At 63.4% G+C, this 25,193-nt stretch carries 23 protein-coding genes and 1 pseudogene; 8 read left to right on the top strand and 16 right to left on the bottom strand.

What is annotated here, in order from left to right:
* Nucleotides 1-187 precede the first annotated feature (187 nt).
* The gene (leuA, locus tag USDA257_RS22900) at nucleotides 188-1,897 is read left to right on the top strand and encodes a 2-isopropylmalate synthase (RefSeq protein ID WP_014765368.1); all 1,710 of its coding nucleotides are present in this window, start codon (nucleotides 188-190) and stop codon (nucleotides 1,895-1,897) included.
* 281 nt (nucleotides 1,898-2,178) lie between these two features.
* On the opposite strand, the gene USDA257_RS22895 is transcribed toward leuA, so the two are convergent.
* The 4 genes from USDA257_RS22895 to USDA257_RS22880 form a co-directional block, all read right to left on the bottom strand.
* Nucleotides 2,179-3,006, bottom strand: coding sequence for an anti-sigma factor family protein (locus USDA257_RS22895; protein WP_014765367.1), 828 nt, complete (start codon nucleotides 3,004-3,006; stop codon nucleotides 2,179-2,181).
* 3 nt (nucleotides 3,007-3,009) lie between these two features.
* Nucleotides 3,010-3,528: an RNA polymerase sigma factor gene (locus USDA257_RS22890; protein ID WP_014765366.1), complete on the bottom strand. Its 519-nt coding sequence runs from the start codon at nucleotides 3,526-3,528 to the stop codon at nucleotides 3,010-3,012.
* A 176-nt stretch (nucleotides 3,529-3,704) separates the two neighbouring features.
* Nucleotides 3,705-4,247, bottom strand: coding sequence for a tetratricopeptide repeat protein (locus tag USDA257_RS22885; protein WP_080605833.1), 543 nt, complete (start codon nucleotides 4,245-4,247; stop codon nucleotides 3,705-3,707).
* 136 nt (nucleotides 4,248-4,383) lie between these two features.
* Nucleotides 4,384-5,310, bottom strand: coding sequence for a metallophosphoesterase family protein (locus USDA257_RS22880; RefSeq protein ID WP_014765364.1), 927 nt, complete (start codon nucleotides 5,308-5,310; stop codon nucleotides 4,384-4,386).
* A gap of 130 nt (nucleotides 5,311-5,440) precedes the next feature.
* On the opposite strand from USDA257_RS22880, the gene USDA257_RS22875 reads away from it, so the two are divergent.
* A complete protein-coding gene (locus tag USDA257_RS22875) occupies nucleotides 5,441-5,929 on the top strand; it encodes an NUDIX domain-containing protein (RefSeq protein ID WP_041415540.1) in 489 nt (162 codons plus the stop codon).
* Between the two features lies 1 nt (nucleotide 5,930).
* Here the strand turns inward: USDA257_RS22875 and USDA257_RS22870 are convergent, their stop codons facing one another.
* Entirely contained in the window at nucleotides 5,931-6,908 is a 978-nt protein-coding gene (locus tag USDA257_RS22870) for a glutathione S-transferase family protein (RefSeq protein ID WP_014765362.1), read from the bottom strand.
* Nucleotides 6,909-7,165: 257 nt separating this feature from the next.
* Here USDA257_RS22870 and USDA257_RS22865 point away from each other — a divergent pair, with 257 nt between their 5' ends.
* Entirely contained in the window at nucleotides 7,166-7,726 is a 561-nt protein-coding gene (locus tag USDA257_RS22865) for a GNAT family N-acetyltransferase (RefSeq protein WP_041415538.1), read from the top strand.
* A 22-nt stretch (nucleotides 7,727-7,748) separates the two neighbouring features.
* Here USDA257_RS22865 and USDA257_RS22860 read toward each other — a convergent pair whose 3' ends face one another.
* From USDA257_RS22860 to USDA257_RS22845, 4 genes and pseudogenes are all read right to left on the bottom strand, one after another.
* Nucleotides 7,749-9,818, bottom strand: coding sequence for a membrane protein (locus tag USDA257_RS22860; protein WP_014765360.1), 2,070 nt, complete (start codon nucleotides 9,816-9,818; stop codon nucleotides 7,749-7,751).
* Between the two features lie 7 nt (nucleotides 9,819-9,825).
* Nucleotides 9,826-12,638 (bottom strand): annotated as a pseudogene (locus USDA257_RS22855) (DUF4159 domain-containing protein).
* Nucleotides 12,635-13,555 (bottom strand): DUF58 domain-containing protein, encoded by a 921-nt coding sequence (locus tag USDA257_RS22850; RefSeq protein WP_014765359.1) that lies wholly within the window; start codon nucleotides 13,553-13,555, stop codon nucleotides 12,635-12,637. The pseudogene USDA257_RS22855 and the gene USDA257_RS22850 overlap by 4 nt, the downstream one beginning before the upstream one ends.
* 3 nt (nucleotides 13,556-13,558) lie before the next feature.
* Entirely contained in the window at nucleotides 13,559-14,572 is a 1,014-nt protein-coding gene (locus tag USDA257_RS22845) for an AAA family ATPase (protein ID WP_014765358.1), read from the bottom strand.
* Nucleotides 14,573-14,838: 266 nt separating this feature from the next.
* Here USDA257_RS22845 and USDA257_RS22840 point away from each other — a divergent pair, with 266 nt between their 5' ends.
* From USDA257_RS22840 to USDA257_RS22830, 3 genes are read left to right on the top strand one after another with little or no spacing between them, the layout of a single operon-like run.
* On the top strand, nucleotides 14,839-15,462 hold the full coding sequence (locus USDA257_RS22840) for a DUF1285 domain-containing protein (protein WP_014765356.1): 624 nt from the start codon (nucleotides 14,839-14,841) through the stop codon (nucleotides 15,460-15,462).
* Nucleotides 15,459-16,091, top strand: a complete 633-nt coding sequence (locus USDA257_RS22835; protein ID WP_014765355.1) for a CoA pyrophosphatase — start codon at nucleotides 15,459-15,461, stop codon at nucleotides 16,089-16,091. The genes USDA257_RS22840 and USDA257_RS22835 overlap by 4 nt, the downstream gene beginning before the upstream one ends.
* Nucleotides 16,088-17,347, top strand: a complete 1,260-nt coding sequence (locus USDA257_RS22830) for a CCA tRNA nucleotidyltransferase (RefSeq protein WP_014765354.1) — start codon at nucleotides 16,088-16,090, stop codon at nucleotides 17,345-17,347. The genes USDA257_RS22835 and USDA257_RS22830 overlap by 4 nt, the downstream gene beginning before the upstream one ends.
* 23 nt (nucleotides 17,348-17,370) lie before the next feature.
* On the opposite strand, the gene USDA257_RS22825 is transcribed toward USDA257_RS22830, so the two are convergent.
* Entirely contained in the window at nucleotides 17,371-17,556 is a 186-nt protein-coding gene (locus tag USDA257_RS22825; protein WP_012708848.1) for a DUF1059 domain-containing protein, read from the bottom strand.
* A gap of 303 nt (nucleotides 17,557-17,859) precedes the next feature.
* Here USDA257_RS22825 and USDA257_RS22820 point away from each other — a divergent pair, with 303 nt between their 5' ends.
* Nucleotides 17,860-18,402 (top strand): adenine phosphoribosyltransferase, encoded by a 543-nt coding sequence (locus USDA257_RS22820; RefSeq protein ID WP_041414558.1) that lies wholly within the window; start codon nucleotides 17,860-17,862, stop codon nucleotides 18,400-18,402.
* A gap of 32 nt (nucleotides 18,403-18,434) precedes the next feature.
* Here USDA257_RS22820 and USDA257_RS22815 read toward each other — a convergent pair whose 3' ends face one another.
* The 3 genes from USDA257_RS22815 to ychF are packed head-to-tail and all read right to left on the bottom strand — an operon-like array spanning nucleotide 18,435 to nucleotide 20,520.
* Entirely contained in the window at nucleotides 18,435-18,905 is a 471-nt protein-coding gene (locus USDA257_RS22815; protein ID WP_014765352.1) for a MaoC family dehydratase, read from the bottom strand.
* On the bottom strand, nucleotides 18,902-19,357 hold the full coding sequence (locus tag USDA257_RS22810; protein ID WP_014765351.1) for a MaoC family dehydratase: 456 nt from the start codon (nucleotides 19,355-19,357) through the stop codon (nucleotides 18,902-18,904). Before USDA257_RS22810 ends, USDA257_RS22815 begins: the two co-directional genes overlap by 4 nt.
* A 59-nt stretch (nucleotides 19,358-19,416) precedes the next feature.
* Nucleotides 19,417-20,520 carry a redox-regulated ATPase YchF gene (ychF, locus tag USDA257_RS22805; RefSeq protein WP_014765350.1) on the bottom strand — a complete coding sequence of 368 codons (1,104 nt, stop codon included), beginning with the start codon at nucleotides 20,518-20,520 and terminating at the stop codon, nucleotides 19,417-19,419.
* A 176-nt stretch (nucleotides 20,521-20,696) separates the two neighbouring features.
* Between ychF and clpS the strand changes: the two genes are divergently transcribed.
* On the top strand, nucleotides 20,697-21,008 hold the full coding sequence (gene clpS, locus USDA257_RS22800; protein ID WP_014765349.1) for an ATP-dependent Clp protease adapter ClpS: 312 nt from the start codon (nucleotides 20,697-20,699) through the stop codon (nucleotides 21,006-21,008).
* A 16-nt stretch (nucleotides 21,009-21,024) separates the two neighbouring features.
* On the opposite strand, the gene pth is transcribed toward clpS, so the two are convergent.
* The 3 genes from pth to USDA257_RS22785 form a co-directional block, all read right to left on the bottom strand.
* Nucleotides 21,025-21,744 (bottom strand): aminoacyl-tRNA hydrolase, encoded by a 720-nt coding sequence (pth, locus tag USDA257_RS22795; RefSeq protein WP_041414556.1) that lies wholly within the window; start codon nucleotides 21,742-21,744, stop codon nucleotides 21,025-21,027.
* A gap of 74 nt (nucleotides 21,745-21,818) precedes the next feature.
* Nucleotides 21,819-22,559 carry a substrate-binding periplasmic protein gene (locus USDA257_RS22790; protein WP_014765347.1) on the bottom strand — a complete coding sequence of 247 codons (741 nt, stop codon included), beginning with the start codon at nucleotides 22,557-22,559 and terminating at the stop codon, nucleotides 21,819-21,821.
* A 22-nt stretch (nucleotides 22,560-22,581) separates the two neighbouring features.
* Nucleotides 22,582-24,948, bottom strand: a complete 2,367-nt coding sequence (locus USDA257_RS22785; RefSeq protein WP_014765346.1) for a putative bifunctional diguanylate cyclase/phosphodiesterase — start codon at nucleotides 24,946-24,948, stop codon at nucleotides 22,582-22,584.
* Nucleotides 24,949-25,193 lie beyond the last annotated feature (245 nt).

Raw genomic sequence — 25,193 nt, 5'->3', positions numbered from 1 at the left:
CTTCTCGGCCTTACTCGCGGTTGCCGGGTCCGGTGAGGAGCGCCCGGCGGCCGAAAAGCCTTGCCGGCAGATTGCTCCTCTAACCTCCCAAGAACTGAAACAAAGGCGTCGGCTTCAGCCTCGCAATCGCCCGTGATCGGCTATTGCATCCGGCAAGCTACGCTCCATTGGCGAAGAGAAGCTGCACATGATAGTGAGATCGCATCCCATCAAGACCGGCATGTCCGAGGCCGCGGTGAAATATCAGCCCTATCCGCAGGTCGCGTTGTCGGATCGCACCTGGCCTTCCAAGACGATATCCAAGGCGCCGATCTGGTGCTCGGTGGACCTGCGAGACGGCAATCAGGCGCTTGTCGATCCGATGGGGCACGACCGGAAGGCCCGCATGTTCCATCTGCTCGTGGACATGGGCTTCAAGGAGATCGAGATCGGCTTCCCATCCGCGTCGCAGACCGATTTTGACTTTGCCCGCTGGTGTGTCGAAGAAGCCAATGTCCCGGCCGACGTCTCGCTGCAGGTGCTGGTGCAGTGCCGACCGGAACTGATCACCCGTACTTTCGAGGCGCTTCAGGGCGCGCACAGGCCGATCGTCCACTTTTACAACTCGACGAGCGAGTTGCAGCGCCGCGTCGTTTTCAGCAAGGACGTCGCCGGCATCAAGCAGATCGCCACCGACGCCGCCAAGATGATCACCGACATGGCGGCGAAGGCCGGCGGCGGCTACCGCTTCGAATATTCGCCGGAAAGCTTCACCGGCACGGAACTCGAAGTGGCGCTGGAAATCTGCAACGCCGTCACCGAGATCGTCAGGCCGACGCCGGAGAACAAACTCATCATCAACCTGCCGTCAACGGTCGAGATGGCGACGCCGAACGTCTATGCCGACCAGATCGAGTGGATGTGCCGCAACCTCGACAATCGCGAGAACCTCATCATCTCGCTGCATCCGCACAACGACCGCGGCACCGGCATCGCCGCCACGGAACTGGGCCTGATGGCCGGCGCCGATCGTGTCGAGGGCACGCTCTTCGGCAATGGCGAGCGCACCGGCAATGTCGACGTGGTGACGCTGGCGCTTAACATGTTCACGCAGGGCGTCGACCCGCAGCTGGATTGCTCCGACATCGAGCGGATCAAGGAAGTCTACGAGTATTCGAACCAGATGGTCATTCCGGAGCGCCACCCCTATGTCGGCGAACTGGTCTATACCGCCTTCTCCGGCTCGCACCAGGACGCCATCAACAAGGGCATGAAGGCGCTGAAGCAGGCCAATAAGCCCACCTGGGAAGTGCCGTATCTGCCGATCGACCCGCGCGACGTCGGCCGCAGCTACGAGGCGATCATCCGCATCAACTCGCAGTCGGGCAAGGGCGGCATCGCCTATATCATGCAGGAGGACTACGGCATCAACCTGCCGCGCAACCTGCAGATCGAGTTCCGCGAGGACATTCAGCGGATCACCGACGAGGAAGGCAAGGAATTGCCGTCGAAGCGCATTCATCAGCGTTTCATCGAGCGTTATGTCGAGCAGCCCGACGCACGCATCAAGTTCGTCGATCACCACACCTACCCCGTGGGGGACCACAAGGGCCTGCGCGTCGTTGCCGCCGAGATCACCGACGGCGGCGAGACGAAGCGGATCGAAGGCAAGGGCACCGGTCCGATCGACGGCTTCATCAATGCGCTGTCGATCTATCTCGGCGTCGAGCTCTCGGTCGCGGACTATTCCGAGCACTCGCTGCAGCACGGCTCGAATGCCGCCGCGATCGCATATGTGGAGGTCGAGCATCCGGGCGGCACGCTGTTCGGCGCCGGTATCAACACCAACATCGTTGCAGCCTCGCTCGAAGCGATCGTCTCGGCCGCCAATCGTGTTTTGGAGATGAGGGGCCGGTAATCCGAACTTTACAGGCGGGCGAGTAATAGCTGTGCGAACTCGCAATTTGCCCCTCACCCTACAGCGCCGTGCGTCTTTTACGCACAAAGGCGCTGTAGCATTTTGAACTGCTGCATGTTTTTGTCCTTAAATCGGCTGCGATTTAAGGAAACATGCAATAGCCCTCTCCCCCGCAGGCGGGGAAAGGCTCTAGGCCTTGAGGCGAGTCTCCTTCGCCTCGCTTGCGGGGGAAGCTGGCCGGCAGGCCGGATGAGGGGCCGAAACCGCGACTTCCGACGAGATCAGATGACCGCCGCCACCGTATGCGCGAGATCCTGCAACCCGGCAGCCGACGACGGACCGACGACGACGTAGGAGGCGCCTTGCTTCTGCCAGGAGACGAATCCCAGATCGCCGCGGATGGTCTCGCCGAACTCGTCCGCCTCAGCCCCATCGCCGCCTCTTAGGAAGCAGATGGCGAAAATCTCGCCCTCTTGGTCCCGGTAGACGAGCTGGGCCACCGGCTTGCCATTTGCGACCAGCAGCCTGGCGCCTTCGAAGGCGAGACCCTTGCGCGTCAGATCGGGAACCTTGAAGGGGACGCCGACGCTCGAGGTCAGCCAGGATTCTATATGGGCCGCTTGCGAGGCCGGCACCTCGACGAGATGCGCCTTCTGGCGCGAGTAGACGCGATGATAGTCGGCGATCTCGTTGATCCACGGGTTTGCGGCGGTCTCGCCGGCCGGTTCGACGAGATGGGTCGTACTGCCGAGAATGAACCCCGCGACGCCTCCGGTCAACAGCAGGCCTACCGATGCGGCCACCAGGCGTGGCAAGACGCGGGCGCCTCGTTTCGGAAGGTTCGACGTCGCCACCCGCTCCAGTTTCGGGCTGATGCCGGGTCCCTGCTTGATCTGCCGCACCAATGCCAGCGGCACCGGATCGTGAAGGAAATCCTCGAATGCCCTGTTGCCGAATGCGCTGCCTGCCTTCAATTTCTCGAGCAGCGCCCTGGCGTCGTCGTCTCGCGCCAGCAGGGCGTCGAGCTCGGACTTTTCCGCCTCGCCGATTTCGCCGTCGATATAGGCGGACAACCGCACTGCGAGCGCCAGGCCCTTCGTCTGCTGCAACGGTCAGGCCCTCCTTTCGGTATCTTCGGACAACATGGCTGCAAGCCGCAGGCGCGCCGTCGAAAGCCTGCTCATCACCGTGCCGATCGGAATGCCGAGGATCGTTGCCGTCTCCCGGTAGCTGTGGCCCTCGACGTTGACCAGCAGGAAGACGCTCGCCAGTCCCTCCGGCATGGAGAGAATCATCTTCTGCAACTGATTGGCATAGACGGCTTTCTCGGCTGCGGCTTCGACTTTCAGTTCGGTCTGGTCAAACATGTCGACCATGCTGCCGGTGCCGCGGACCTTGCGCTTGCGGACCTCGTCCACCCAGAGGTTGCGGGTCATCGTATAGATCCAGCTCTCCAGCCTGCCTTCGCCATTCCATAGCTGGCTGCGGCTGATCGCCCGCTCGCAAACCTCTTGGACGAGATCGTCGGCGTCGTTGGCATTGCGCGTCAGCGTCATCGCGAAGCGGCGCAATTTGGGCAGCAGGCTGACCAAATCCCGTCTGAAGTCCTTCATCTCTGCCGCTGGGCGCATTTCTCTTCCAGTGAGACGTGCCGGATCATCCGTCTATTCGCCGTGCGAACGCACGGCTCATGATATGAAACTTGATCCGAAGTCTGCAAGGGAAGAGCCGGATCGCAAAGACTTTTTTGCGTCCCGGCTTCTCGGGAAATTGCCGCCAGCCGCAGGGAGAAAGATCATGCGCGCCGTCAATAGTGACGAACGCCTCCGAGGGACTCTAAAAGGGCCCTGTATGCCCAGGTATCTTCGCCGCCTCGATCGCGGATTTCGACGAGTTGCGCTCTCGCCTCCTCGACCCGCCCCTGTTCGACCAGGGCTTGGCCCATATAGGAGCGTGCGAGAATGTAATTCTCGTCGGCCTGAATGGCGCGCTTGTAATACTGCATGCCGAGCTCCATGCGTCCGGCCTTGCGGTTGGCATAGCCGAGGTAATTCAGAACGCGGGCGCTCCGCTGCTCTTTCATGGCGCCGAGAACCTTGATCGCATTCTCGTATTGGCCGGCATAGGCGAGCTCGCGTGCGGCGTCGAACAGGATATCGTCGCCGAGATCACTCCGCTTCGCGTCGACGCAACTGTTCCTCTTGGCGTCCCAGACCTTGCCAGCCTTGCACTGGGTAGTCGTTTTGGTTTTCTTGGGGGGCTCGTTGTTGTTGTCGCCGACGGCCAGCGCCTGGCCCGCCATCGACGCTGCAAAGGCCGCTACGGTGAAGAGAGCGATCTTTCGGTTCATCATGCGTATCTCCTTTTGAACATCGCGGTGGCCGGTGACCGACCGACGCAAATGTCGCTCCGGCGGCTTTCGACACCCTAACGCGAAATAGACGCCGAAGCCTTGCGGATTATTCGACGGAAATCGAAAAATTATCCTACCCGCTGAGCACGCCCTCAGCGTGGAACTGGGTCGTCTCCGCAAGGAACACGGTCTTCGCGTCCGCACCGAGGGCGAAGCGCTCGCGGGTCAGGTGCCAGGCTCCCGGTTCACCTCCGATCGAGAACAGGTTGTAGGCGGCGACGGGTTTGCTGCCGCCCGGCCCCTGCGAAGCGGAGGCGATCCCGACGACCGGTACCGGCGCTGCGTGCCCCCTGAGCCAGTAGACCGTGTTGAGATGGGTGTGACCGTGGATGACCAATTCGGCCCCTCCCGACGAGATGGTCGCGGCGAAGCGGCGGATGCCGATCATGCGCTTGTGCATGGATGTCGCGCCGCGGATCGGCGGGTGATGGATCATGACGACCCGGAACAGGCCGGCGTCGCCGGCCGCGCGCAAGAGGTTGACCGTGGCGCGCGCCTGCCGCGGACCGAAATAGCCGCTTGCCGCAAAGGGAGGCGTGGCGACCGCCGTCGAGCAGCCGATGAGGGCGACGGAACCGCGCACCCGCATATAGGGAAAACAGTGATGATCCTTGATCCACCCGGTGGGGCCGCCATCGTCGCGCATGAAAGGATACCAGGCGCGTGCCGTCTTCTCGTAGGCGCCGGGCACATAGGCGTCGTGGTTGCCGGGCACGACGGAGATGTCCTGCGGGTCGCCGGCCTCGGTGAGCCATTCGGTGACCGCCTCGATCTCCAGAGAAGAGGCTAGGTTGACGAGGTCGCCGGTGATCGCCAGATGGTCCGGATCGCGCTTTTCGATGTCTTCCATCAGACATGCGAGCGTGCCAGGAAACAGATGGCGGGCACGGTTCCTGTGCCAATTGACGAAGCCGGTAATGCGTTTGGAAGCGAGTTCGCGGAAGGACAGGTCGGGCAGAGGGCCGAGATGGACGTCGGAAATATGCGCAAGTTTGAACATCGCCTCGGTCTAGCGCATATTCGGCGGCAGGGGAATCACTTGAATGGGTTATCCCGACGCAGCGGCTCAGGTGCCGCCGGCCGCCCAGAAGATCGTGGTCGCACGTCGCGTTGCCGGGAAGGAGAAGCCAATGGACCAGGATCGCCCACAGGAGGCGCGTAACTGGCTATGGCCGCTGGCACGGCTCGCTCACGTTTATTTCGCCGTTTCGCGTGGCATGACGCTCGGGGTGCGGGCGGCGTGTTTCGACCCGGATGGCCGCGTGTTCCTCGTCAGGCATTCATACCTGCCCGGGTGGCACTTTCCTGGCGGGGGTGTCGACCGGCGCGAGACCGCGTTCGAAGGACTCGTCCGCGAACTCAAGGAGGAGGGTAACCTCGAACTGACCGGACCGCCGCTCCTCGTGCAGGTCTTTTACAATCCGGGAACCAGCAAGCGCGATCACGTCGTCTTCTTTCGCTGCGACGATGTCCGCCAGGTGCGGCCGAAGGTGGCGGATTTGGAAATCGCTGCGGCCGGTTTCTTTGCGCTCGGCGATCTTCCGCCGGATACCACGCCCGCCACCCGCCGCCGGCTTGCCGAGCTCGCCGGAACCATGAAGCCGGATGTGCTCTGGTAGCCTATAGATCGTCGCGCCCGTGCGGCGCCTCGAGATCGAGCTCCGGCCCAACCGGCACGATACCGGTCGGATTGATCATCCTGTGGCTGCGGTAATAATGCTCCTTGATGTGGCGCATATTGACGGTCTCGGCGACGCCCGGCACCTGATAGAGATCGCGCAGGTAGCCGCGCAGCTGCGGATAGTCGGCAATGCGGCGGATATTGCATTTGAAGTGGCCAACATAGACCGGATCGAAGCGCAGCAATGTCGTGAACAGGCGCCAGTCCGCCTCGGTGATGCGGTCGCCGAAGAGATAGCGTCGTGACGCGAGGCGGCCTTCCAGCTCGTCCAGCATGGCAAAAAGCGCCGTGACGTTCTCCGCATAGGCCTCCTGACGCGTGGCGAAGCCGGCCTTGTAGACGCCGTTGTTGACCTTGTCGTAGATGCGGGCATTCAGCGCATCGATTTCCTCCCGCAGGTCCTCCGGATAGAAGTCCGCGGTCGAGCCGGTCAGGTGATTGAAGGCGGAATTGAACATGCGGATGATTTCGGCGGACTCGTTGGAGACGATCATGTCCTTCTTCTTGTCCCAGAGCACCGGTACGGTGACACGGCCGGAGTAGTTGGGATCGGCCCGTGCGTAGATCTGCCAAAGGGCCTTTGAGCCGAACAGGTGGTCGACCGTGCCGCCGTTCTCGCCTTTGAATTCCCAGCCGTTTTCCAGCATCAGCGGATCGACGACGGAAAGCGGGATCAGCTCTTCGAGCTTCTTCAGCTTGCGAAAGATCAGCGTGCGATGCGCCCACGGACAAGCAAGCGACACATAGAGATGATAGCGATCCGCCTCGGCCTTGAAGTCGCCTTCCCCCGAGGAGCCGGGCGAGCCGTCGGCGGTCACCCAGTTGCGGAACTGCGATACGCTGCGTTTGAAATGCCCGTTCGTTTCGACGGTATCGTACCAGACGTCCTGCCAGACGCCGTCCACCAGCCTGCCCATGAGCGCGTTTCCTTCCAGCTCTTTTCTGCTCGAGAAGATAGGGCGCGATCGGCTCGCCGATAGGTATGAAATTTTGAACAGTGCGTTTTAGGCTTTGACAGGCGGCGATTTTCTGCTATCGGCGATCCGAAGTTTTTTCATTTTCGGAAGCGACCGAACCAATGATCCTGTCGGGAAGCCTGCGACGACGCTGATGCTGCAAACGCCCTCTGGGCGAGCCATCCCTATTGTTCGTTCGCATGCCGGTTCTCGACTCCATGAAAAAGCACGATCTCGTCTATCTGACCGAAGACGCCTCCCACGACGCAGCCATCGAAATCATCAACGAGGAAGCTTTCGGCCCCGGTCGGTTTGCCCGTGCGGCCGCGCGGATCCGCGAGCAGGGACCGCACGATCGGTCGCTGTCGTTCATCTGCACCGACGACGGCGAAACGATCGCATCGGTGCGGATGACTCCGGTGATCGCCGGCTCCGTCAAAGGGCACCTGCTCGGTCCGCTCGCCGTGCGGCCCTCGCACAAAAACAAGGGCATCGGCCGGGAACTGGTGCGAATTGCCGTCGAGGCCGCGCGGCGGAAAGGTTCCGACGCGGTCATCCTGGTCGGCGACCCGCCCTATTACCAGCCGCTCGGCTTCGAGAAGGTCCGGTACGGCGTGCTTGAATTCCCCGGTCCGGTCGATCCGGCGCGGGTGCTCGTCGTGCCGCTTGCGGCGGATGTTCACGCTCGGCTCGACGGCGTGATCGCCTGGCGGGACGACAGTGCGGTGCCAGCCGTTGATATCGTCGAACAGCCACAAGCCGAAGGCGCCGCCGCCTGATTTCCTGGTCAACAAGTCAGATTTACCGGCCCTCGCGGTACCACATCGCCGAGATCAGGAAGAGCAGGGCGGCGAGGCCGAAGATGCCGGCGAACAGCGACAGCGAATTGACGCCCTTGAGCACCGTTTCGTCGGTCATGCGCAGCGACAGCCGCTGGTCGTCGGCGACACGCACTGCGCCTCGAACGGGCAGGATCGAGGGCAGATCGACCGGGCCATCCGCATCCGCGAGCCGGCGGACGATGCCTTTGGTCTTCTCCGCCCAGGGCTCGAGTTTTACCTCTGTCGAGATCGCCGCCTTGAACTCCGGGGCATCGACATTGCCGACATGGACGAGCGTCGTCAGTTCGTCATTGGCGACCTCGAAGAGACCGATTTCGTCGGTCTTCAGTTCCGCTTTGTAGAGCCCCGGTTCGCGTTCGGTGAGCCCTATCTCCTGCGTTCGGCCAGAAGGGTAGGTGAGCGTCGCCTGGCCGGGATCGCCTTCGATCGTCTGCCGAGTGATTTCCAGCGTCCGTCCCAGGGCGCGCGCCGTCAGCGCTTCTTCCTCGAGCGCCGGTTCCTGCATCAGCCAATGGGCGGTGCGCCGGTAGAGCGAGATATGCGGCCCGCCGCCTTCGAAGCCGCGCGCCCAGAGCCAACCCTGATCGGAGAGCAGCATGGCGACGCGGCCCTTGCCGACGCGGTTGAGGACCAGGAGCGGCTTGCCGTCGGCCGCCTCCATGACGGTCTGTCCGAGCGGCCGGTCGACATCGACGGTGCGGAACCAGCGTCCCCAGCTTGGCGGCTCGCTCGCGGCGCCTTCGAGGCCGCGGGTCACCGGATGCTTGCGGCCTTCCTCGGAAAGCCGCGGGAAGAAGGCCTTCTCATTCATGACGCCGGTGGGGTTTGCGGGCAGGACTGCCGAAAGCGGCGTTGCCGCGATCGAATCGTCGCCGGCATGTTCCGGGCCTGCCGCAATCAGCAGCGCGCCGCCGTTCTGCACATATTGGGCGATGTTGTCGTAGTAGAGAATCGGCAGCACGCCACGGTGCTGGTAGCGGTCGAAAATGATCAGGTCGAATTCGCTGATCTTATCGACGAAGAGCTCGCGCGTCGGAAAGGCGATGAGCGAGAGTTCGTTGATCGGCGTGCCGTCCTGCTTTTCCGGCGGCCGCAGAATGGTGAAATGCACGAGATCGACGGCGGCATCGGATTTCAGAAGATTGCGCCAGGCCCGTTCACCGGCGTGCGGCTCGCCTGAGACGAGGAGAACGCGCAGGTTCTCGCGAATACCATCCAGCACGTGAACGGCGCGATTGTTGACTTCCGTCACTTCGCCCTGGAGCGGGTTGACCGCGAATTCGAGAATGTTGTTGCCGCCGCGCGGGACGGTGAAGCTGAACGGGACATCGGTTCCCGGTTCCACATGTTCCGTGGCGATCTCGTTGCCGTTGAGGCGGATCGTGACCTCGGCACTGCCGCCTGGGGCGACGCCATCGTCTACGACACGGAAGGTCAGTTTCTGCTGCTCGCCGACAATGCCGAAGCGTGGTGCGTTGACGATCTCGATGCGTCGGTCGAATTCGTCCGGCTTACCGGTGATGAGACCGTGGATCGGCGCGTCGAAACCGAGTTTCTGGTTGACGTCCGGCACGTCGTGGATCTGGCCGTCGGTGATGAAGATGGCACCCCCGACGCGGGCGGGCGGCACGTCCGCAAGCGCCGTCGCCAGCGCGCCGAAGAGCTTGGTCGAGGGAGCCTCGGTCTCCTCGCCATCCGCCGCCTCGACGACGCGTGTCTCGATCTGGGGAAAGCGGGCGAGCCGCTCGTTGAGGTCGGCGAGTGCCTTGTCCGTCTGTTCGCGCCGGCCGTCATTCTCCTGGCTCTGGCTGCGGTCGACGACGACGGCGACGATGGTCGAAAGCGGCTCGCGCTCTTCCTGGAACAGCACCGGATTGGCGAGTGCAAGGCAGAATGCCGTGAGCGCCGCGGCCCGCAGCCAGGCGCCGCGCACGCCGCGCCAGATGCCGAACGCCGCCAGGGCCACCGCAACGAGCGCTAGTGCGGCAAGGTAGGGCCAGGGAAGGAGCGGTGAAAAATCGATCGTCATCGCGGCCTCATTGTCCGAGCCGCTCGAGCAGGGCCGGGACGTGTACCTGGTCGGCTTTGTAGTTGCCGGTCAACATATACATCATGATGTTGACGCCGGAGCGGAAGGCATATTCGCGCTGCATCTCGTCGGGCGGCACGGTCGGCAGCAGGGCGACGCCGTTGGTGTCCACCGCCCAGGCACCGGCAAAGTCGTTGCCGGTGATCATGATCGGCGTCACGCCGTCACCCGAACGGGCCGGCCGGTTGCTCGGCTCGTCGCGATTTTCGAACTGTGCTTCGATCCAGAGCGGGCTCCCGGTGTAGCGACCGGGGAAATTCGTCAGGAGATAGAAGGCCTTCGTCAGGACGTGATCGGCCGGCACCGGCTCCAGAGGCGGTATGTCGAGATTGGCCAACAAGGCCTGCAGCCGTTCCGTGTTCGGGCTCGTGCCGGTCGACGATGCGCCGAGCGAGGAGAACTGGTCCCGCGTGTCGAACAAGACCGTGCCGCCGGCGCGCATATAGGCATCGATGCGGCTGACGGCTTGTGGACTCGGCATGGGTGCGCTGGCCGAGACCGGCCAATAGATGATCGGATAGAGGCTGAGCTCGTCCCTGGTAATGTCGAGTCCGACCGGCGCGCCGGGTTCAAGCGTGGTGCGGTAGGTCAGGAAATCAGTCAGGCCGCGAAGCCCGTTCTCCGAAAGCCGGTCGACCTCGTCCTCGCCGGTGACGACATAGGCTAGATGCGTGGTGTCCAGACGTTCGAGAATCCGCTCGTCGTCCGGACGGGTATCGTCTGCGAAGGCCTGTGGCGGTGTGAAGAGGGCGCCCGCGGCAAGCATGAAGATCAGTATCGACGCGGCGCGTGCCATGCGGTGGCGAGAAAAGGCGCCGCCCATGAAGAGCACGATGACGGCGTCGGCGATCAGCAGAAGCAGGGCGAGTGTCAGCAAGGCCGGCTTAAGCGACCAGCTCTCTGCACGCGCGAGCCGCTCGACGATATGTGGCCCGGCAACGGTCATGTCGATCCGCTTGAGTTCGGCGTCGCGCGGCAACAGGTTCAAGGCCGTGAACCCGTCCTCGGAGCCATAGAGACCGGGCGGGTTGTCCGGCGTGGTAAGGGGGTCTTGCCGGGCTGCACCTCCAGCGGGCGGGCATTGCCGGTTTCTGCGACCAGCATGCCGTCGGCGTTGAGGAGCCGGAAGGGTGCCAGCGTGTGCGCCTGCGCCGCCTTGCTCTCACCGGCGACGCCGCCGCTGCGCGAAAGCTGGACGCTGCGGCGAAGCATCTCCACGAAATGCCCTGAGATCGGCAGGTTCGACCAGGTCGCCTCGGCGCTGACATGGAAGAGGACGATGCGGCCGGTCCCCTGCGCCGCCGTCGTCACCAACGGCGTGCCGTCGGCAAGGCTTGCCCAGGTGCGCTCAACCAGATCCGCGGTTGGCTCGGCCAGTACCTGCCGCTTGACCAGAATGTCGCTCGGCCGCGCCATGCCCGCGAAGGGACTGTTGGAGGGGTAGTCGGCGAGCGGCTGCGGCTCCGACCAGGAGAGCGCGCCGCCGAGCGCCCGCTCGCCCTGCCGAAGGGTGACGGGAACGAGCGGATCGTCCGCCGGTGCCGCGGCAAGCCTGGGGCCGGCGAAGCGGATCAGCATGCCGCCATTTTCGATCCACTTCGACAGCAGCGGATAGGTTTCTTCGGGCAACCGGCCGATGTCGGCCATGATCAGGACGGAGGGGCGCTGTTCCAGGAGCTCGGGAATGGCCACGGCGAGATCGGTCTCGCGCGGTTCGATGAGATCGGCATAGGGCGCGAGCGCGCGATTGATGTAGTAGAGCGGTGACAAGAGCGGCTGCGACAGGTCGCGCGCCTCGCCGCTCAAAAGAGCGACCCGGCGCCGGCGGAAACCGTCATCCAGGAGATGCGTGGCGCCGGCGCTCGCCGCGCCCTCGATGCCGAGGCGGGCGAAATCGTTGCGCAGTTCGAATGGAGCTTCGATCGTTCCCTTGGCGACAGCTGCACCAGGGGCGAAATCGATTGCGCCGTCGGCGATGGCACGGCCGCGGGTATCGTAGGCGACAATCGAAAGAGAGCGGCGGTCATCCATCTTCAGGCGGGTTGCCGTCACCGACATGCCGCTCGAGTCATTGCTGGTGCTGGTCAGTGCCAACGCCTGGCTGCCGTCGGCCTCGATCACCCGCATCTCGGCCGCGCCGATCCCGTTCAGTGCTTCCATGGTCTTGCCGTCGCCCGATTCGATGCCGTCGGTGACGTAGGCGATCGTCCCGGGCGGCGTGTCGCCGAAGGCGGTTTTCAGCGCCGCAAGCGCCGTTTGGCGATCGGCGGGAAGCGGCTCGGGCGCGGCGGCGGCGAGCCGGGTGCGTGCGGCGGCGGCCGAAGCGGGCGTCGCATCGTGCTGGCGGTCGCCGGTGAAAAGAATGGAAATGGCAAGATCCTTCGCCTCGGCATCGTCGATCAACGCCGTCGCAGCCTCGACCCTTCGCTCCCAATCCGGCGCGGTCGCCCAGCTGTTATCGATCAGGAGCGCCAACGGACCGGAGGAGGCGAGGGTGTTGCTGCGGGGATTGAAGACCGGGTCTGCGATCGCAAAGATAACTGCGGCGGCCATCAACATCCTGAGAAGCGTCAGCCACCAGGGGCTTTTCGACGGCGTCTCCTCACGCTTTATCACCGAGGCGAGAATGCGCAACGGCGGAAAGACTTCCGCCGCCGGCCTCGGCGGCATCATGCGCAGGAGCCACCAGATCACCGGCAGGGCCACAAGTGCTGCCAGTATTGCGGGATTGGCGAAGGCGAAGGCGAGGCCGCCGATCATAGTTGCCCCCCGTGTGTCGCGCGGGTGGGCATTCCGGAAAGATACATATGCACGGCGACGAGGGCCTCCGATGCCGGCCGGTCGGTCCGGTGCGGAATGAAGGTCCAGCCGAGATGGCGGAGACCATCGCCGAGGCTGTCGCGGCGGGCGCGGTAGGCGCGCTGGTAATCCTCGCGCAGGATCTCGGCGCGGCCCGCCGTTAGTTTCTCGCCGGTCTCGGGGTCGGTGAATTCGGTGCGGCCCGCATAGGGGAAGACCTCTTCGGCCGGGTCGGCGATCTCGACGACATGCCCGCGCAGGCTCCGGCGGGCGAGCGGGCCGAGCCGCCCCATCACCTTGTCGGCCGGATCAAGAAAGTCTCCGATGAGGACGAGATCGCTGGCGCCGCGGATCATGCCGGTCTCGGGCAGGCCTTCGCCGAGCGGGCTCAGCATGATCGCTGTCGCCAGGCGTTCGGCGGCGTTGCGGGCGGAAACCGGCTCCATCACCCCGGGGCAGCCGATCCGCTCGCCGGAGCGGGCGAGGATTTCGGCAAGCGCCAGCATCAGCACCAGTGCGCGACTTTCCTTGGAGACGGCGCCGAGCGTCGACTTGTACATCATCGACGGCGACAGATCCGCCCAGAGCCAGATCGTATGTGCCGCTTCCCATTCGCGGTCGCGAACATAGGTGTGATCGTCGCGAGCCGAGCGGCGCCAGTCGATGCGCGACAGGCTTTCGCCCTGGCTGTAGGGGCGGAATTGCCAGAAATTCTCGCCGATGCCGCGCTTGCGGCGGCCGTGCCAGCCGGCAATCACCGTGTTGGCGATGCGACGCGCTTCGACTAGGCAGTCGGGAACGAGCATCGCGCGCTGTTGGGCGCGCGACAGCACTTCTCCGGACGGTGTACGCGCGACTGTCTGCCCGATCGAGGCCATGGATTATCCCTTGGCTCGCTTCACCAGCTCGGCGATGACATCCCGCACCGTCATGCCCTCGGCGCGGGCGGCGAAGGTCAGCGCCATGCGGTGCTGCAGCACGGGTTCGGCAAGCGCGAGGATATCGTCGATCGAGGGCGCCAGCCGGCCGTCATAGAGCGCACGGGCCCGGGCACAAAGCATCAGAGCCTGGCCGGCACGCGGACCCGGCCCCCAGGCGACGTTCTTGTCGGTGGCCGGATTGCCATTGCCCGGCCGGGCGGAGCGAACGAGCGACAGGATGGCCTCGACGACCTTTTCGCCGACCGGCATCTGACGAATAAGGTTCTGAAGCTGTTGCAGGCGCTCGGCATTGATCACCGGGCGGGCTTCAGTCTCCGTCACGCCGGTGGTCTCCAACAGGATCTGCCGTTCGGCGGCGAGCTCCGGATAGCCGACGTCGACCTGCATCAGGAAGCGGTCAAGCTGGGCCTCGGGCAGCGGATAGGTTCCCTCCTGTTCGAGCGGGTTCTGGGTCGCCAGCACGTGGAAGGGCTGCGGCAGGTCCTTGCGGGCGCCGGCAATGGTGATGTGATACTCCTGCATGGCCTGCAGCAGCGCCGATTGGGTGCGCGGCGAGGCCCGGTTGATCTCGTCGGCCATCAGGAGCTGGGTGAAGATCGGACCGGGGATGAAGCGGAAGGAGCGGTGGCCCGTAGCATCCTGATCCATCACTTCCGAACCGAGAATGTCCGAGGGCATAAGGTCGGGCGTGAACTGAATGCGGCTGTTGGCGAGGCCAAGAACGGTACCGAGCGTGGCGACGAGCTTGGTCTTTGCGAGGCCGGGCACGCCGACGAGCAGGGCGTGGCCGCCGGAAAGCACCGCCAGCAGGGTCTGCTCGACGACGCTCTCCTGGCCGAAGATGACCTTGCCGACCTCCGCGCGGATGAGGGCGATTTCGCCGAGAGCCGCTTCCGCGGCAGCGACGATCGCCTTCTCGTCGGCCGCTTCCGCCGCGCTTTTCATCACACTCATCGCTTGTCTCCCGCTCGTGCCTGTCGAACCCGATTCGGCATTACCCGGCGTCGGTTCCCTTTTTTCAATTTAGACCCTGGCAGACGGCTGACAAGCCGCCGCCAACGCACTATCTCGTGAGCTTCAAGAAGCCCTGAAGCATACCGGTGCTTCTCCGCGAAGCGCGAAGTGCGGTCAAGGTGCTCGTAACCGGTGACGAACATCCTGCACGTCTGTTGGACGCGCTACGCTTCCGAGGCAAGATTGGGGCCAAACGGGACAGAACAATGGCAGAAGCCAAGATTCATCAGACGGGCGATGCGGCGGGGCTTGCCGCACTGATCGCGCGCGCTGCCGGCCAGACGGGCGGCGAACCAAGAGGGCTGCCGCCGGTCGAGCGCTGGAATCCGCCATTCTGCGGCGACATCGACATGGAAATCCGTAGCGATGGAACGTGGTTCTACATGGGCACGCCGATCGGCCGGCAGCCGCTGGTGAGGTTGTTCTCCACGGTCCTGCGCAAGGACGACGACGGCAGGACCTATCTGGTCACGCCGGTGGAAAAGGTCGGCATCCGCATCGCCGATGCGCCGTTCATCGCCGTCGAGATGAACGTCACGGCCAGGGAGGACGAAACCGTGCTCACTTTCCGGACCAATGTCGGCGACGTGGTGGAGGCGGGGCCGGAGCATCCGCTGCGCTTCGTCATTCATGGCGACAACCGCGAACTGAAGCCCTATCTGCATGTGCGCGGGCGCCTTGAGGCGCTCGTTTCCCGGCCGGTCATGTACGACATCGTCGAACTCGGCGAATCCGTCGAGATCGACGGCATCGACATGTTCTGCGTCAGATCTGCGGGCGCCGTCTTTCCGATCATGCCGGCGGCCGAACTGGAAGCGCTGTCGCGATGAGCCAGCCGTCGTTTTCCGCCGACGAGTTCCGCCGCCGTGCGCTCAAGCAGACGGGCGGTCCGATCGAGACCGCCTGGCGAGATCACGGCGACTTCCTCCTCAACCCCGGCATGGTTCCCTATCTCGAGTCCCTGCATCTGAAGGATGCGGCGGTGCTCGTTCCGGTGGTCGACGACGGCGACGATGCGAGCGTGATTTTCACCCAGCGCACCTCGCATCTGCGCAAGCATTCCGGACAGGTGGCGTTTCCGGGAGGAGCTGTGGATCCGGAGGATCATTCCATCGAGGTGGCGGCGCTCCGCGAAGCGCAGGAAGAGATTGGTCTCGATCCGCGCTTCGTCGAGACGATCGGCCGGCTGCCGCATTACATGGCGATGTCCGGTTTCCGCATCACGCCGGTGCTTGCCGTCGTCCAGCCCGGTTTCGAGCTCGTGCCCAATCCCGAAGAGGTCGAGAGCGTCTTCGAGGTGCCGCTCTCTTTCCTGATGGACCCCGGCAATCATGGGCGCGGAAGCCGCCACTGGGAGGGTGCGGAGCGGCATTTCTACCGGATGCCCTATGGCGAGCGGAACATCTGGGGGATCACCGCCGGTATCGTCCGCATGCTCTACGAAAGGCTTTATGCATGACATCCATCGCCGCCGAGTCCTGGTTCCAGACGCCTTCGTTGCGCCGCGTCTTCGAACTGTTGAATGCTGACGGCGGCGAAGTGCGGGTCGTCGGTGGCGCCGTTCGCAACAGCCTCCTCGGCCTGCCGGCGGGTGACGTCGATCTGGCGACCACCTGGCGTCCGGAGGATGTGGCGGAGCGGGCAAAGGCTGCCGGTATCAAGGTGGTGCCGACGGGCGTCGACCACGGCACCGTCACGCTGGTGATCGACGGGATACCCTATGAGGTGACGACTTTGCGCCGCGATGTGGCGACCGACGGCCGCCGCGCCGAGGTTGCTTTCGGCACCGACTGGAAAGCGGATGCGGAACGCCGCGACTTCACGATCAACGCCCTCTATGCCGACGCAGAAGGCGAGATCTTCGACTATGTCGGTGGTCTGCACGACATAGTCAGCCGGACGCTGCGCTTCATCGGCAGCGCTGCCGAACGGGTCAAGGAAGATTACCTGCGCATCCTGCGCTTCTTCCGCTTCTTCGCCCACTATGGCCAGGGCAGACCGGATGCGGAGGGGCTCAAAGCCTGCGCTCAGGCGCGCACAATGCTCTCAACGCTGTCGGCCGAGCGCGTCTGGGGCGAGATGAAGAAACTGCTTAAAGCCGAGGATCCGGGTCGCGCCCTTCTCTGGATGCGCCAGTCAGGCGTGCTCGGTGAAGTCCTGCCTGAAACCGAGAAATGGGGCATCGATGCCATTCCGGGACTGATTGCCGCCGAGAAGATGTTCGCGTGGACGCCTGAGCCGCTCTTGAGGCTCGCGGCCATCGTTCCGCCCGATGCCGAGCGGCTTGCGGCGATGGCGGCGCGGCTGCGTCTTTCGAAAGCGGAAGCGGCCTTTCTCGCCCGGTTTGCCGAGGCGCCGGCCATTGCTGCCACCTTCGCGGACGCGGCGCTCGATCGCGAGCTCTACCGCCACGGTGAAGAGGGCATCATCGCGCGCCTCAAGCTGTCCGTTGCTTCGGCTCGACGCAAGTCGGAAACCGATCCGGCCTTCCTGGCCGAGACTGCCGCCCTGCAGCGGCTGTTGGCACGGGCGGGGAAGTGGCAGCGACCGGTCTTCCCTTTGAGCGGGGTCGATGTCCTGAAGGCGGGCGTTCCTGCAGGCCCCAAGATCGGCGAACTGCTGACGGAGCTTGAAAATTTCTGGGTCGACCGCAACTTCAATATCGACCGGGCGACGCTTGTCGCCCGGCTCGATTCCCTGGTGCGTTCCGGCTGAAAGAGGGCGTGGCGCGCCGGCGGTCACGCCGCCTGGGTTTCGTCAACGATCCGAGCCTTGATGTTGTCGACCATGTTCTCGCGGATCACCGTCTCGCCGTGGGTGTCGCGCATGTGCTCCACCACCCGACGGACGATTTCCGCGTCGTTGTCGGCGCGGGTGTGCCAGGGGCAGCCCGGGACAAGCGAACCGCATTCGAATAGGCGCATGGTGTTCCTCCTTCCTCAAAGGTCGCTGTACCACTTTGAATTGCTGCATGGTTTAAGGAACATGCAGCGGAAGTGGAGCGGGATAGGGGCGGAAGACCGCCGACGCTTTCTCCTCCCGCTCTGGTCGTCATTGCACTTGAGCAGGGCCGCGGCCGGAACCTGCCGACGGTTAAGCGTAGCATCAACCCAGGGCCGAGCCAAATTGTTCCGGCCCGGTGCTCCGCAAAGAAATTCCTGTGAACATGGGGTTCGATGGTGCTATGGCTTTGCCGTCTTCAGACTTCAAAAGGCCGTTTCCACACCATGATCGCTGTTCAATCGGAACTGATTTCCGCCATCCGGAGCATTCCGGATTACCCGAAGCCCGGCATCGTTTTTCGCGACATCACGACGCTGCTTGGCAATCCGAGAACGTTCCGCCGGGCGATCGATGAACTTGTCCATCCCTACGCAGGAACCAAGGTTGACAAGATCGCCGGCATCGAAGCGCGCGGCTTCATCCTGGGCGGTGCGATCGCGCATCAGCTTTCCGCCGGTTTCGTGCCTATCCGCAAGAAGGGCAAGCTGCCGCACGACACGGTCAGGATCGCTTACAGCCTGGAATACGGCGTGGACGAGATGGAAATGCACAGGGACGCGATCACGCCCGGCGAAAAGGTGATCCTGGTCGACGACCTGATCGCCACCGGCGGAACCGCCGAAGGTGCCACCAAGCTGCTGCAACAGATGGGCGCCGACATCGTCGCCGCCTGCTTCATCATCGACCTGCCGGAGCTTGGCGGGCGCAGGAAGCTCGAAGCGCTCGGCGTCAAGGTCCGCACGCTGATCGAGTTCGAGGGGCATTGATCGGAGAGGAGTGCGGACGTTCGGCGCGCGCCTTACGTGAATTCGATGACCTTGCTTTGGAAGCGGATCACCGGCTCGCCGTGCTGGTTCTCGCCCTCGCAGAGGATCGTGTTGATGCGCCAGCCGGGGCGGGAGGCGAGGGCGCGGGCTTCGAGGAGCGTGACGGCATAGGTGACGGTGTCGCCGGCATAGACCGGCTTCAGCCACTTGAGCTCCCGGAAGCCGGTAGCCGGCCCGAGTTTCGGCGCGTGCAGTCCTTCTGCTGCGAGGCGCCGGACCTCATCCGTCCAGAAGCGGACGAAGCACTTCATCCAGCCGGCGCTGGTGTGCCAGCCGGAGGCGCAAAGACCGCCGAGAAGCGAGTGTCTGGCTTTCTCCTCGTCGAGATGGAAGGGCTGCGGATCGAAATCGCGGGCGAAGCGGATGATGTCCTCCGCCGTGAATGCCAGGCTGCCGACGACGGTCTTGCGGCCGGCCTGATAGAGTTCCTCGAGCGTCATCATGGCCGATATCCACTCTCGCGGCGTCGAAATATCACCGTAGCTTCGGAAACCGCGACCGGTTCGCCACTCTGATTGCGGATTTCATTGCGGAACTTGACGAAACCGACGCTGGGCTTCGATTTCGACGGGCGCGACTCCAGTACTAGGCTGAAGCCGGAAAGCACATCTCCCGCCAGCACCGGCTTCTTCCAGTCCATGAATTCGATGCCGGGCGAGCCCTGCGAGGACGAGTTGCCGAGAAAGGCGTCGATCATCATCCGCATGCCGATCGCGCTCGTATGCCAGCCGGAGGCGGAAAGGCCACCGAGGATGCTCCTGCTGCCCGCCTCCTCGTCGAGATGCATCGGCTGCGGATCGAACTCGCCGGCAAAGGCGATCATGTCTGCAGCCTGCATTTCAACCGGACGATAGTCGAAGCGACGCCCCGGCGTGAAATCCTCGAAGTAGAGCATGGCGCCCTCCATGGCAGCGGAACGATGCGGCGCATAGATAGAGCCGCATCCCTCGCATGTCAGGTGTTGAAGCGGAAGTGGATGACGTCGCCGTCCTGGACGACATACTCTTTGCCTTCGTCGCGGGCCTTGCCGGCTTCCTTGGCGCCGTTCTCGCCGCCAAGTGCGATATAGTCGTCATAGGCGATGGTGTTCGCCCGGATGAAACCGCGCTCGAAATCCGAGTGGATGACGCCGGCCGCCTGCGGCGCCTTGGTGCCGCGCGGGATGGTCCAGGCACGCGTCTCCTTGGGACCGACCGTGAAATAGGTGATGAGGTCGAGCAGCTTGTAGCCGGCCCGGATCAGCCGGTCGAGACCGGCTTCTTCGAGACCCAAGGCGGCGAGGAATTCCCTGGCCTCCTCTTCCGGCAGTTGCGCCACTTCGGATTCGATCGCCGCCGAAATGACGACGGTTTCCGCGCCCTGGGCCTTGGCCATCTCGGCAACGGCGCGGGTGTGCTCGTTGCCCGTTGCAGCGTCAGATTCGGCGACGTTGCAGACGTAGAGAACCGGGTGGGCAGTGAGAAGATTGAGCCCCTGAAGAATACGAAGTTCCTCGGCATCGAGTTTCGCCAGTAGAGTGCGGACCGGCTTGCCTTCCTGCAGGAGCTTCAGCGAGGCGTCCATGATCGGAAGCTGCGCCATGGACTCCTTGTCCTTGCCGATCGCACGCTTGCGCGTCTGTTCGGTGCGCCGCTCGAGGCTCTCGAGATCGGCGAGCATCAGCTCGGTCTCGATCGTCTCGGAGTCCTCGACCGGATGGATGCGGCCCTCGACATGGGTGATGTCGTCGTCCTCGAAGCAGCGCAGAACGTGCACCACGGCATCCACCTCGCGAATATTGGCGAGGAACTGATTGCCGAGGCCTTCGCCCTTGGAGGCGCCGCGCACCAGCCCGGCAATGTCGACGAAGGAAATGCGGGTCGGAATGATCTCCTTCGACTTGGCGATGTCGGCGAGCTTGCGCATCCGCCCGTCTGGCACCGCGACCTCGCCAGTGTTCGGCTCGATCGTGCAGAAGGGATAGTTCGCCGCCTGCGCCGCCGCCGTCTTGGTCAGCGCGTTGAAGAGTGTGGACTTGCCGACATTCGGCAGTCCGACGATACCGCATTTGAAGCCCATGGCCTAAACCTGTCGTTCTCGAATTTCTTGGGCGTGGCTATGGGATAAAGGAGAGGAGCGGTCAAGCTCTTCGCGCGCTTCGGCTGGAACTCGGCCGGCTTTCGACTTGAATGCCGATGCTGCAAGCGCGATATTGGTTCCGACCCACCGCATGTCATCAACGGGTGAATTTTCCGATGAGTGACAATGAAGTCGCCCCAAAACGAAAAACGAAGGTGAAGCCCAAGCTCGAGCGGCCGAGGCTCTACAAGGTCATACTCGTCAACGACGACTACACGCCGCGCGACTTCGTGGTGATGGTGTTGAAGGCCATCTTTCGGATGAGCGAGGAGGCCGGTTACCGGGTGATGATGACCGCTCATAAGCTCGGCACGTCGGTCGTCGTGGTCTGCGCCCGGGATATCGCCGAGACCAAAGCCAAGGAAGCGACCGACCTCGGCAAGGAAGCCGGCTTTCCCCTGATGTTCACGACCGAGCCGGAAGAGTGAGCCTCGATCGGCTCCCTCAGTCCCCCTTGGAACCGAACATCTTTTTGAGCATCTCGGCCATCGGGCCGGTCGTCGGCAGTTTCTTCGGCTGGGCGGCGTTGCGGGCCTGGTGGATATGGGATTGGGCCACCTGCTTCTTCGCTGCCTGCGGCGATTCCGGGTCGGGCTTGCCGCCTGTGGCAAGGGCGATCTTGTTCATCAGCTGCGAATCCTCGCCCTTGACCAGCATGCCGGCATTCTCGGCGATCGTGTCGAGCAGCGGCGATAGCCAGGTCTGGTCGGCCTTGGCGAAATCGCCGAGCACATGTGCATGTACCAGGTCCTTGACGCCCGGATGGCCGATTCCGAGGCGCATGCGGCGGTACTCCTTGCCGCAATGCGCGTCGATCGACTTGATGCCGTTGTGGCCGCCATGGCCGCCGCCGGTCTTGATCCGCGCCTTGCCGGCGAGGAGATCCAGCTCGTCATAGATGACGACGATGTCCTTTGGCGCGACCTTGTAGAAGCGCATCGCTTCGCCGACCGCCTCGCCGGAAAGGTTCATGAAGGTCTGCGGCTTGATCAGCAGAACCCGTTCGCCGGCGACCTCGCCCTCGGCGATCTCCGCCTTGAACTTCTTCGACCAGGAGGAGAAACCCTGGCGCTGCTGGATGGCATCGACCGCCATGAAGCCGATATTGTGGCGGTTACCGGCATATTTGGACCCCGGATTGCCAAGTCCCGCGATGATCAGCATGCGGCCAACTCCTAATGCATTTTCGGGCGAACGCTCACGTGTCATCCAACCCCAAACACCGTCGCCCTGGTAAGTCAATCCCTATTGGCCGCCTGCTTTACGCTGTTGGTGCGCACGCCGTAATGTTCGAAAATCCGGTCCTGGACTCCCTGTGCGATCAGGCGGTCAAGCTCTGTCTGCAAGCCGGCCACGATCTCATCCGGCATGTCCTTGTGGCAGGCGATGCCGTATTGCTTGCCTTCGAGCACCAGCGCCGCCTCGATAGGCTTGCCGTCGGCTCGCATCGACTCGAAGGTCTTTTCCGAGGTCATCATCAGATCGACGCGGCCGGCGATCAGCTTTTTCAGCGTCGAGTCGAGGCTGACGGCATAGTCGATCTTCTGAAAGCCATGCTCCTTCAGATAGTTGGCGGAAAAGTCCTCGCGCTGGGTGCCGACGATGAACTGTTTGGCCTCATCGAGCGAACGCGGCTCGATGGCGGAATCCTTGCGGCGGACCATGATCAATTGGTCGACGAGAAGGGGCTCGATCCATTTGAAGTTCTTGTCCCGCTCGGCATCATGGCCGGTCGTGAAAACGCAATGGAAGGGCTCGCTTTCTGCAAGCGCAAAGGCGCGTGCCCAAGGCAGGACCTCGATCTCGTAGGGGAGTTTGACGGCCTGCGTGATCAGGGCGACCTGGTCGACCGAGGCGCCGCTCGCGCCTCTGTCGGTCGAGAAATTGTAGGGCGGGTATTCCTCGGTGACGAAATGGATCGTCTCGGCGTGAGCGGCGGTGGAAAGACCAAGGAAGAATGCCAGGATCAGTTGCTTCACGCCTTGTCTCCTTTTCTCCGCATCATGCCGGAGCGCTGGTCTTGGCCTCGGATTCGTTCTCCAGCATGGTCAGCATACCGTCGATGGGCATCGGCCGGCTGAAGAGATAGCCCTGGCCATAATCCACGCCGAGCTTGCGCAGGAGTTGCCACTGCTCCTTCGTCTCGATGCCCTCGGCAACGACCGTGCAGCCCATCTGGTGGGAGATCGTTCGAATGCCCTTGATCAGCATTCGGCTCTTGCGCCGGACGTCGGTGGCTGCCGAGCTCAAGGAGCGTGTGAAGGACTGATCGACCTTGACGATATCGACCGGGAAGCGGTTGAGGTAGCTGAGCGACGAATAGCCGGTGCCGAAATCGTCGAGGGCGATGCGGCAACCGAACTCGTTCAACTGCTTCAGGACCGCATGGACCTCCGGATTGTCAAGCATCAGCACCGCCTCGGTGATCTCGACGACGATGCGCTGCGGCGGAATGTGATGCTTGAGCAGGAGCGCGGCGAGCTTGTGGGGCAGGGTCAATTCGAACTGCAACGGCGAGAAGTTGACGGCGAGATAGGTGCTCTGGGTTCCGTCCAATCGGGAGATGGCGGCGAGATGGCGGATCGCCTTTTCCAGGACGCGGTCGCCGATGCGGCCTATCGTGCCGGTCTCCTCGGCAATCCCGATGATCTTGCCCGGCGGCATTAGGCCTTTTTCCGGATGGTTGAGGCGCATCAACGCTTCGAAACCGGCGATCTGACCGTCGTCAAGGCTGACGATCGGCTGCAGCCACGCCTCGAACCAGTCTTCCTTCAGGCCGGCCTCGATGCATTGTTCGATCTCATGGCGCTCGCGCGCCGCGTCGAGCATGCCGGCATCGAAAATCTGCAGGCCGTTCTTGCCGTCGCGTTTGCGGGCGTACATCGCCATGTCGGCCTTGAGCAGCAGGTCGGAGGCGCCCGAGGCGTGGGTCGGGTAGACCGAAACGCCGACACTGGCGCTGACGAGGAGCTCGTTTCCGGTAATCGGCATCGGTTCGTGCAGCGCCGCGCAAATGCTCTCGCCAATCTCGCTTGCCAAGGCGGCAACGTCGGTTGCGGCAACGAGAATGGCGAATTCGTCGCCGCCGAGCCGCGCGATCACATCTTCAGGCCGAAGCGCCGCCTGGATGCGCTCAACCGTCTGGCGCAAGACCGCATCGCCGGCGGCGTGGCCGAAATTGTCGTTGATCCACTTGAAACGGTCGAGGTCGATAAACAGGCACGCAATCTGAATGCCGCATTGGTCGGCGCTCAGAATTGCTTCGTCGAGCGCGTTCTCGAACCCCTGCCGGTTCAGAAGCCCGGTCAAGTGGTCGGTGATCGCCTGGGCATGGTTGCGGCTTTCGGCCTGTTTCAAGGCCGTGACATCGGTCATTACCGAAAGCGAGATTTCGCCGCCGCTTGTTTCCGTTTCCAGAATGAGCACGGTCATGAACTCGCCGTCCGCCTTGCGGAATGGCAGGGTCAATTCGCTGATATCGTGACCATCCGCCGCTGCTGCGTTCGAGCGCAGGTGGTAGGCCTCGTGCCAGGAAGGGTCGATGAAATCGGTGAAGCTTCGCCCGATGACCTCGCCACGGGCGTAGCCGGTCGCCAGCAGCCAATAGTCGCTGACCGCGGTCAAGCGGCCTGCGGCATCGAGGGAGAAAAGCATGGCCGGCGTCAGATTATAGGTCTCCGTCGCGCGGGCATGCGCGCTCTTCAACTCCTTTTCCTCACGCTCCAGCCGGTCCTGCATCGCATTGAAGTTGCCGGCCAAGGCGCCCATCTCATCGTCCGAGTTCCAATCGACCCGATGGCGTGATCCGAGGCGCCGGGTCGCTTCGACTGCAGCGGTGAGCCGCATCAGCGGCCGGATCACGATGAAGCGGTTGCCGATCAGTGCGGCCGCGAAGACCGTTGCGACGGCAAAAAGAAGGATGCCGAGGATCGTCCACTCGTCCTTGCTGAAACGCAGCAGGAGGCCAGACGTCGGAACGACGACCCTCAACGATCCGACGGGCACGCGGCCCTTGACGCTGTCGTAGGAGATGGCGGTGTCCAGGGACTTGCCGACGGCGGCATCGAGACTTGCTGGAGGCAGTTCAGCGAGGATTTTGCCGGCGGTATCGCGGATCGTCACGGAGCGAATGTCGCTGGCGTTCATCAGCGAAAGAGCGATCCGTTCTATGCCATCCTGATCGAAGTCCCAGATCGGCTTGCCCAGCGCTTCACCGCTTGCTTCCATAAGCAGCTCGACGTTCTGCAGGCGCTCCCGGGCAACGCGCTCGCTGGATATGGCCAGGAAAAGCGCCAACAAAGGCGCAACGAATACAAGCATTGCGCCGCAGACGATCGCAATAAACCGGCGTTCCACCGAGTGCATCATCGCATGCTCCCGCCGGCGGCCGTCACCACTCTCAAAATTTGAAATCTCTTGCACTGCCACGCTTTGTCCCTCGCGTGCAGAACATCATCAAAATCTTAAATGTTGCTGAAATTGCGCGCCGAGATTTCACAAGGCGTGACCGTCCCTCGCGGCCCGCGTGCGGTGCACAACGAATGAAAAAACCCGCCCCAGAGTGGGACGGGTTTCTCGAATGCTGCGGCCCGGATGGGTCGTCAGCCGCTCTG

Source organism: Sinorhizobium fredii USDA 257, from assembly GCF_000265205.3.
Taxonomy (GTDB): domain Bacteria; phylum Pseudomonadota; class Alphaproteobacteria; order Rhizobiales; family Rhizobiaceae; genus Sinorhizobium; species Sinorhizobium fredii_B.
Note: the sequence above shows the minus strand (reverse complement) of the source record. Positions and strands in the feature narration are given on the sequence as shown.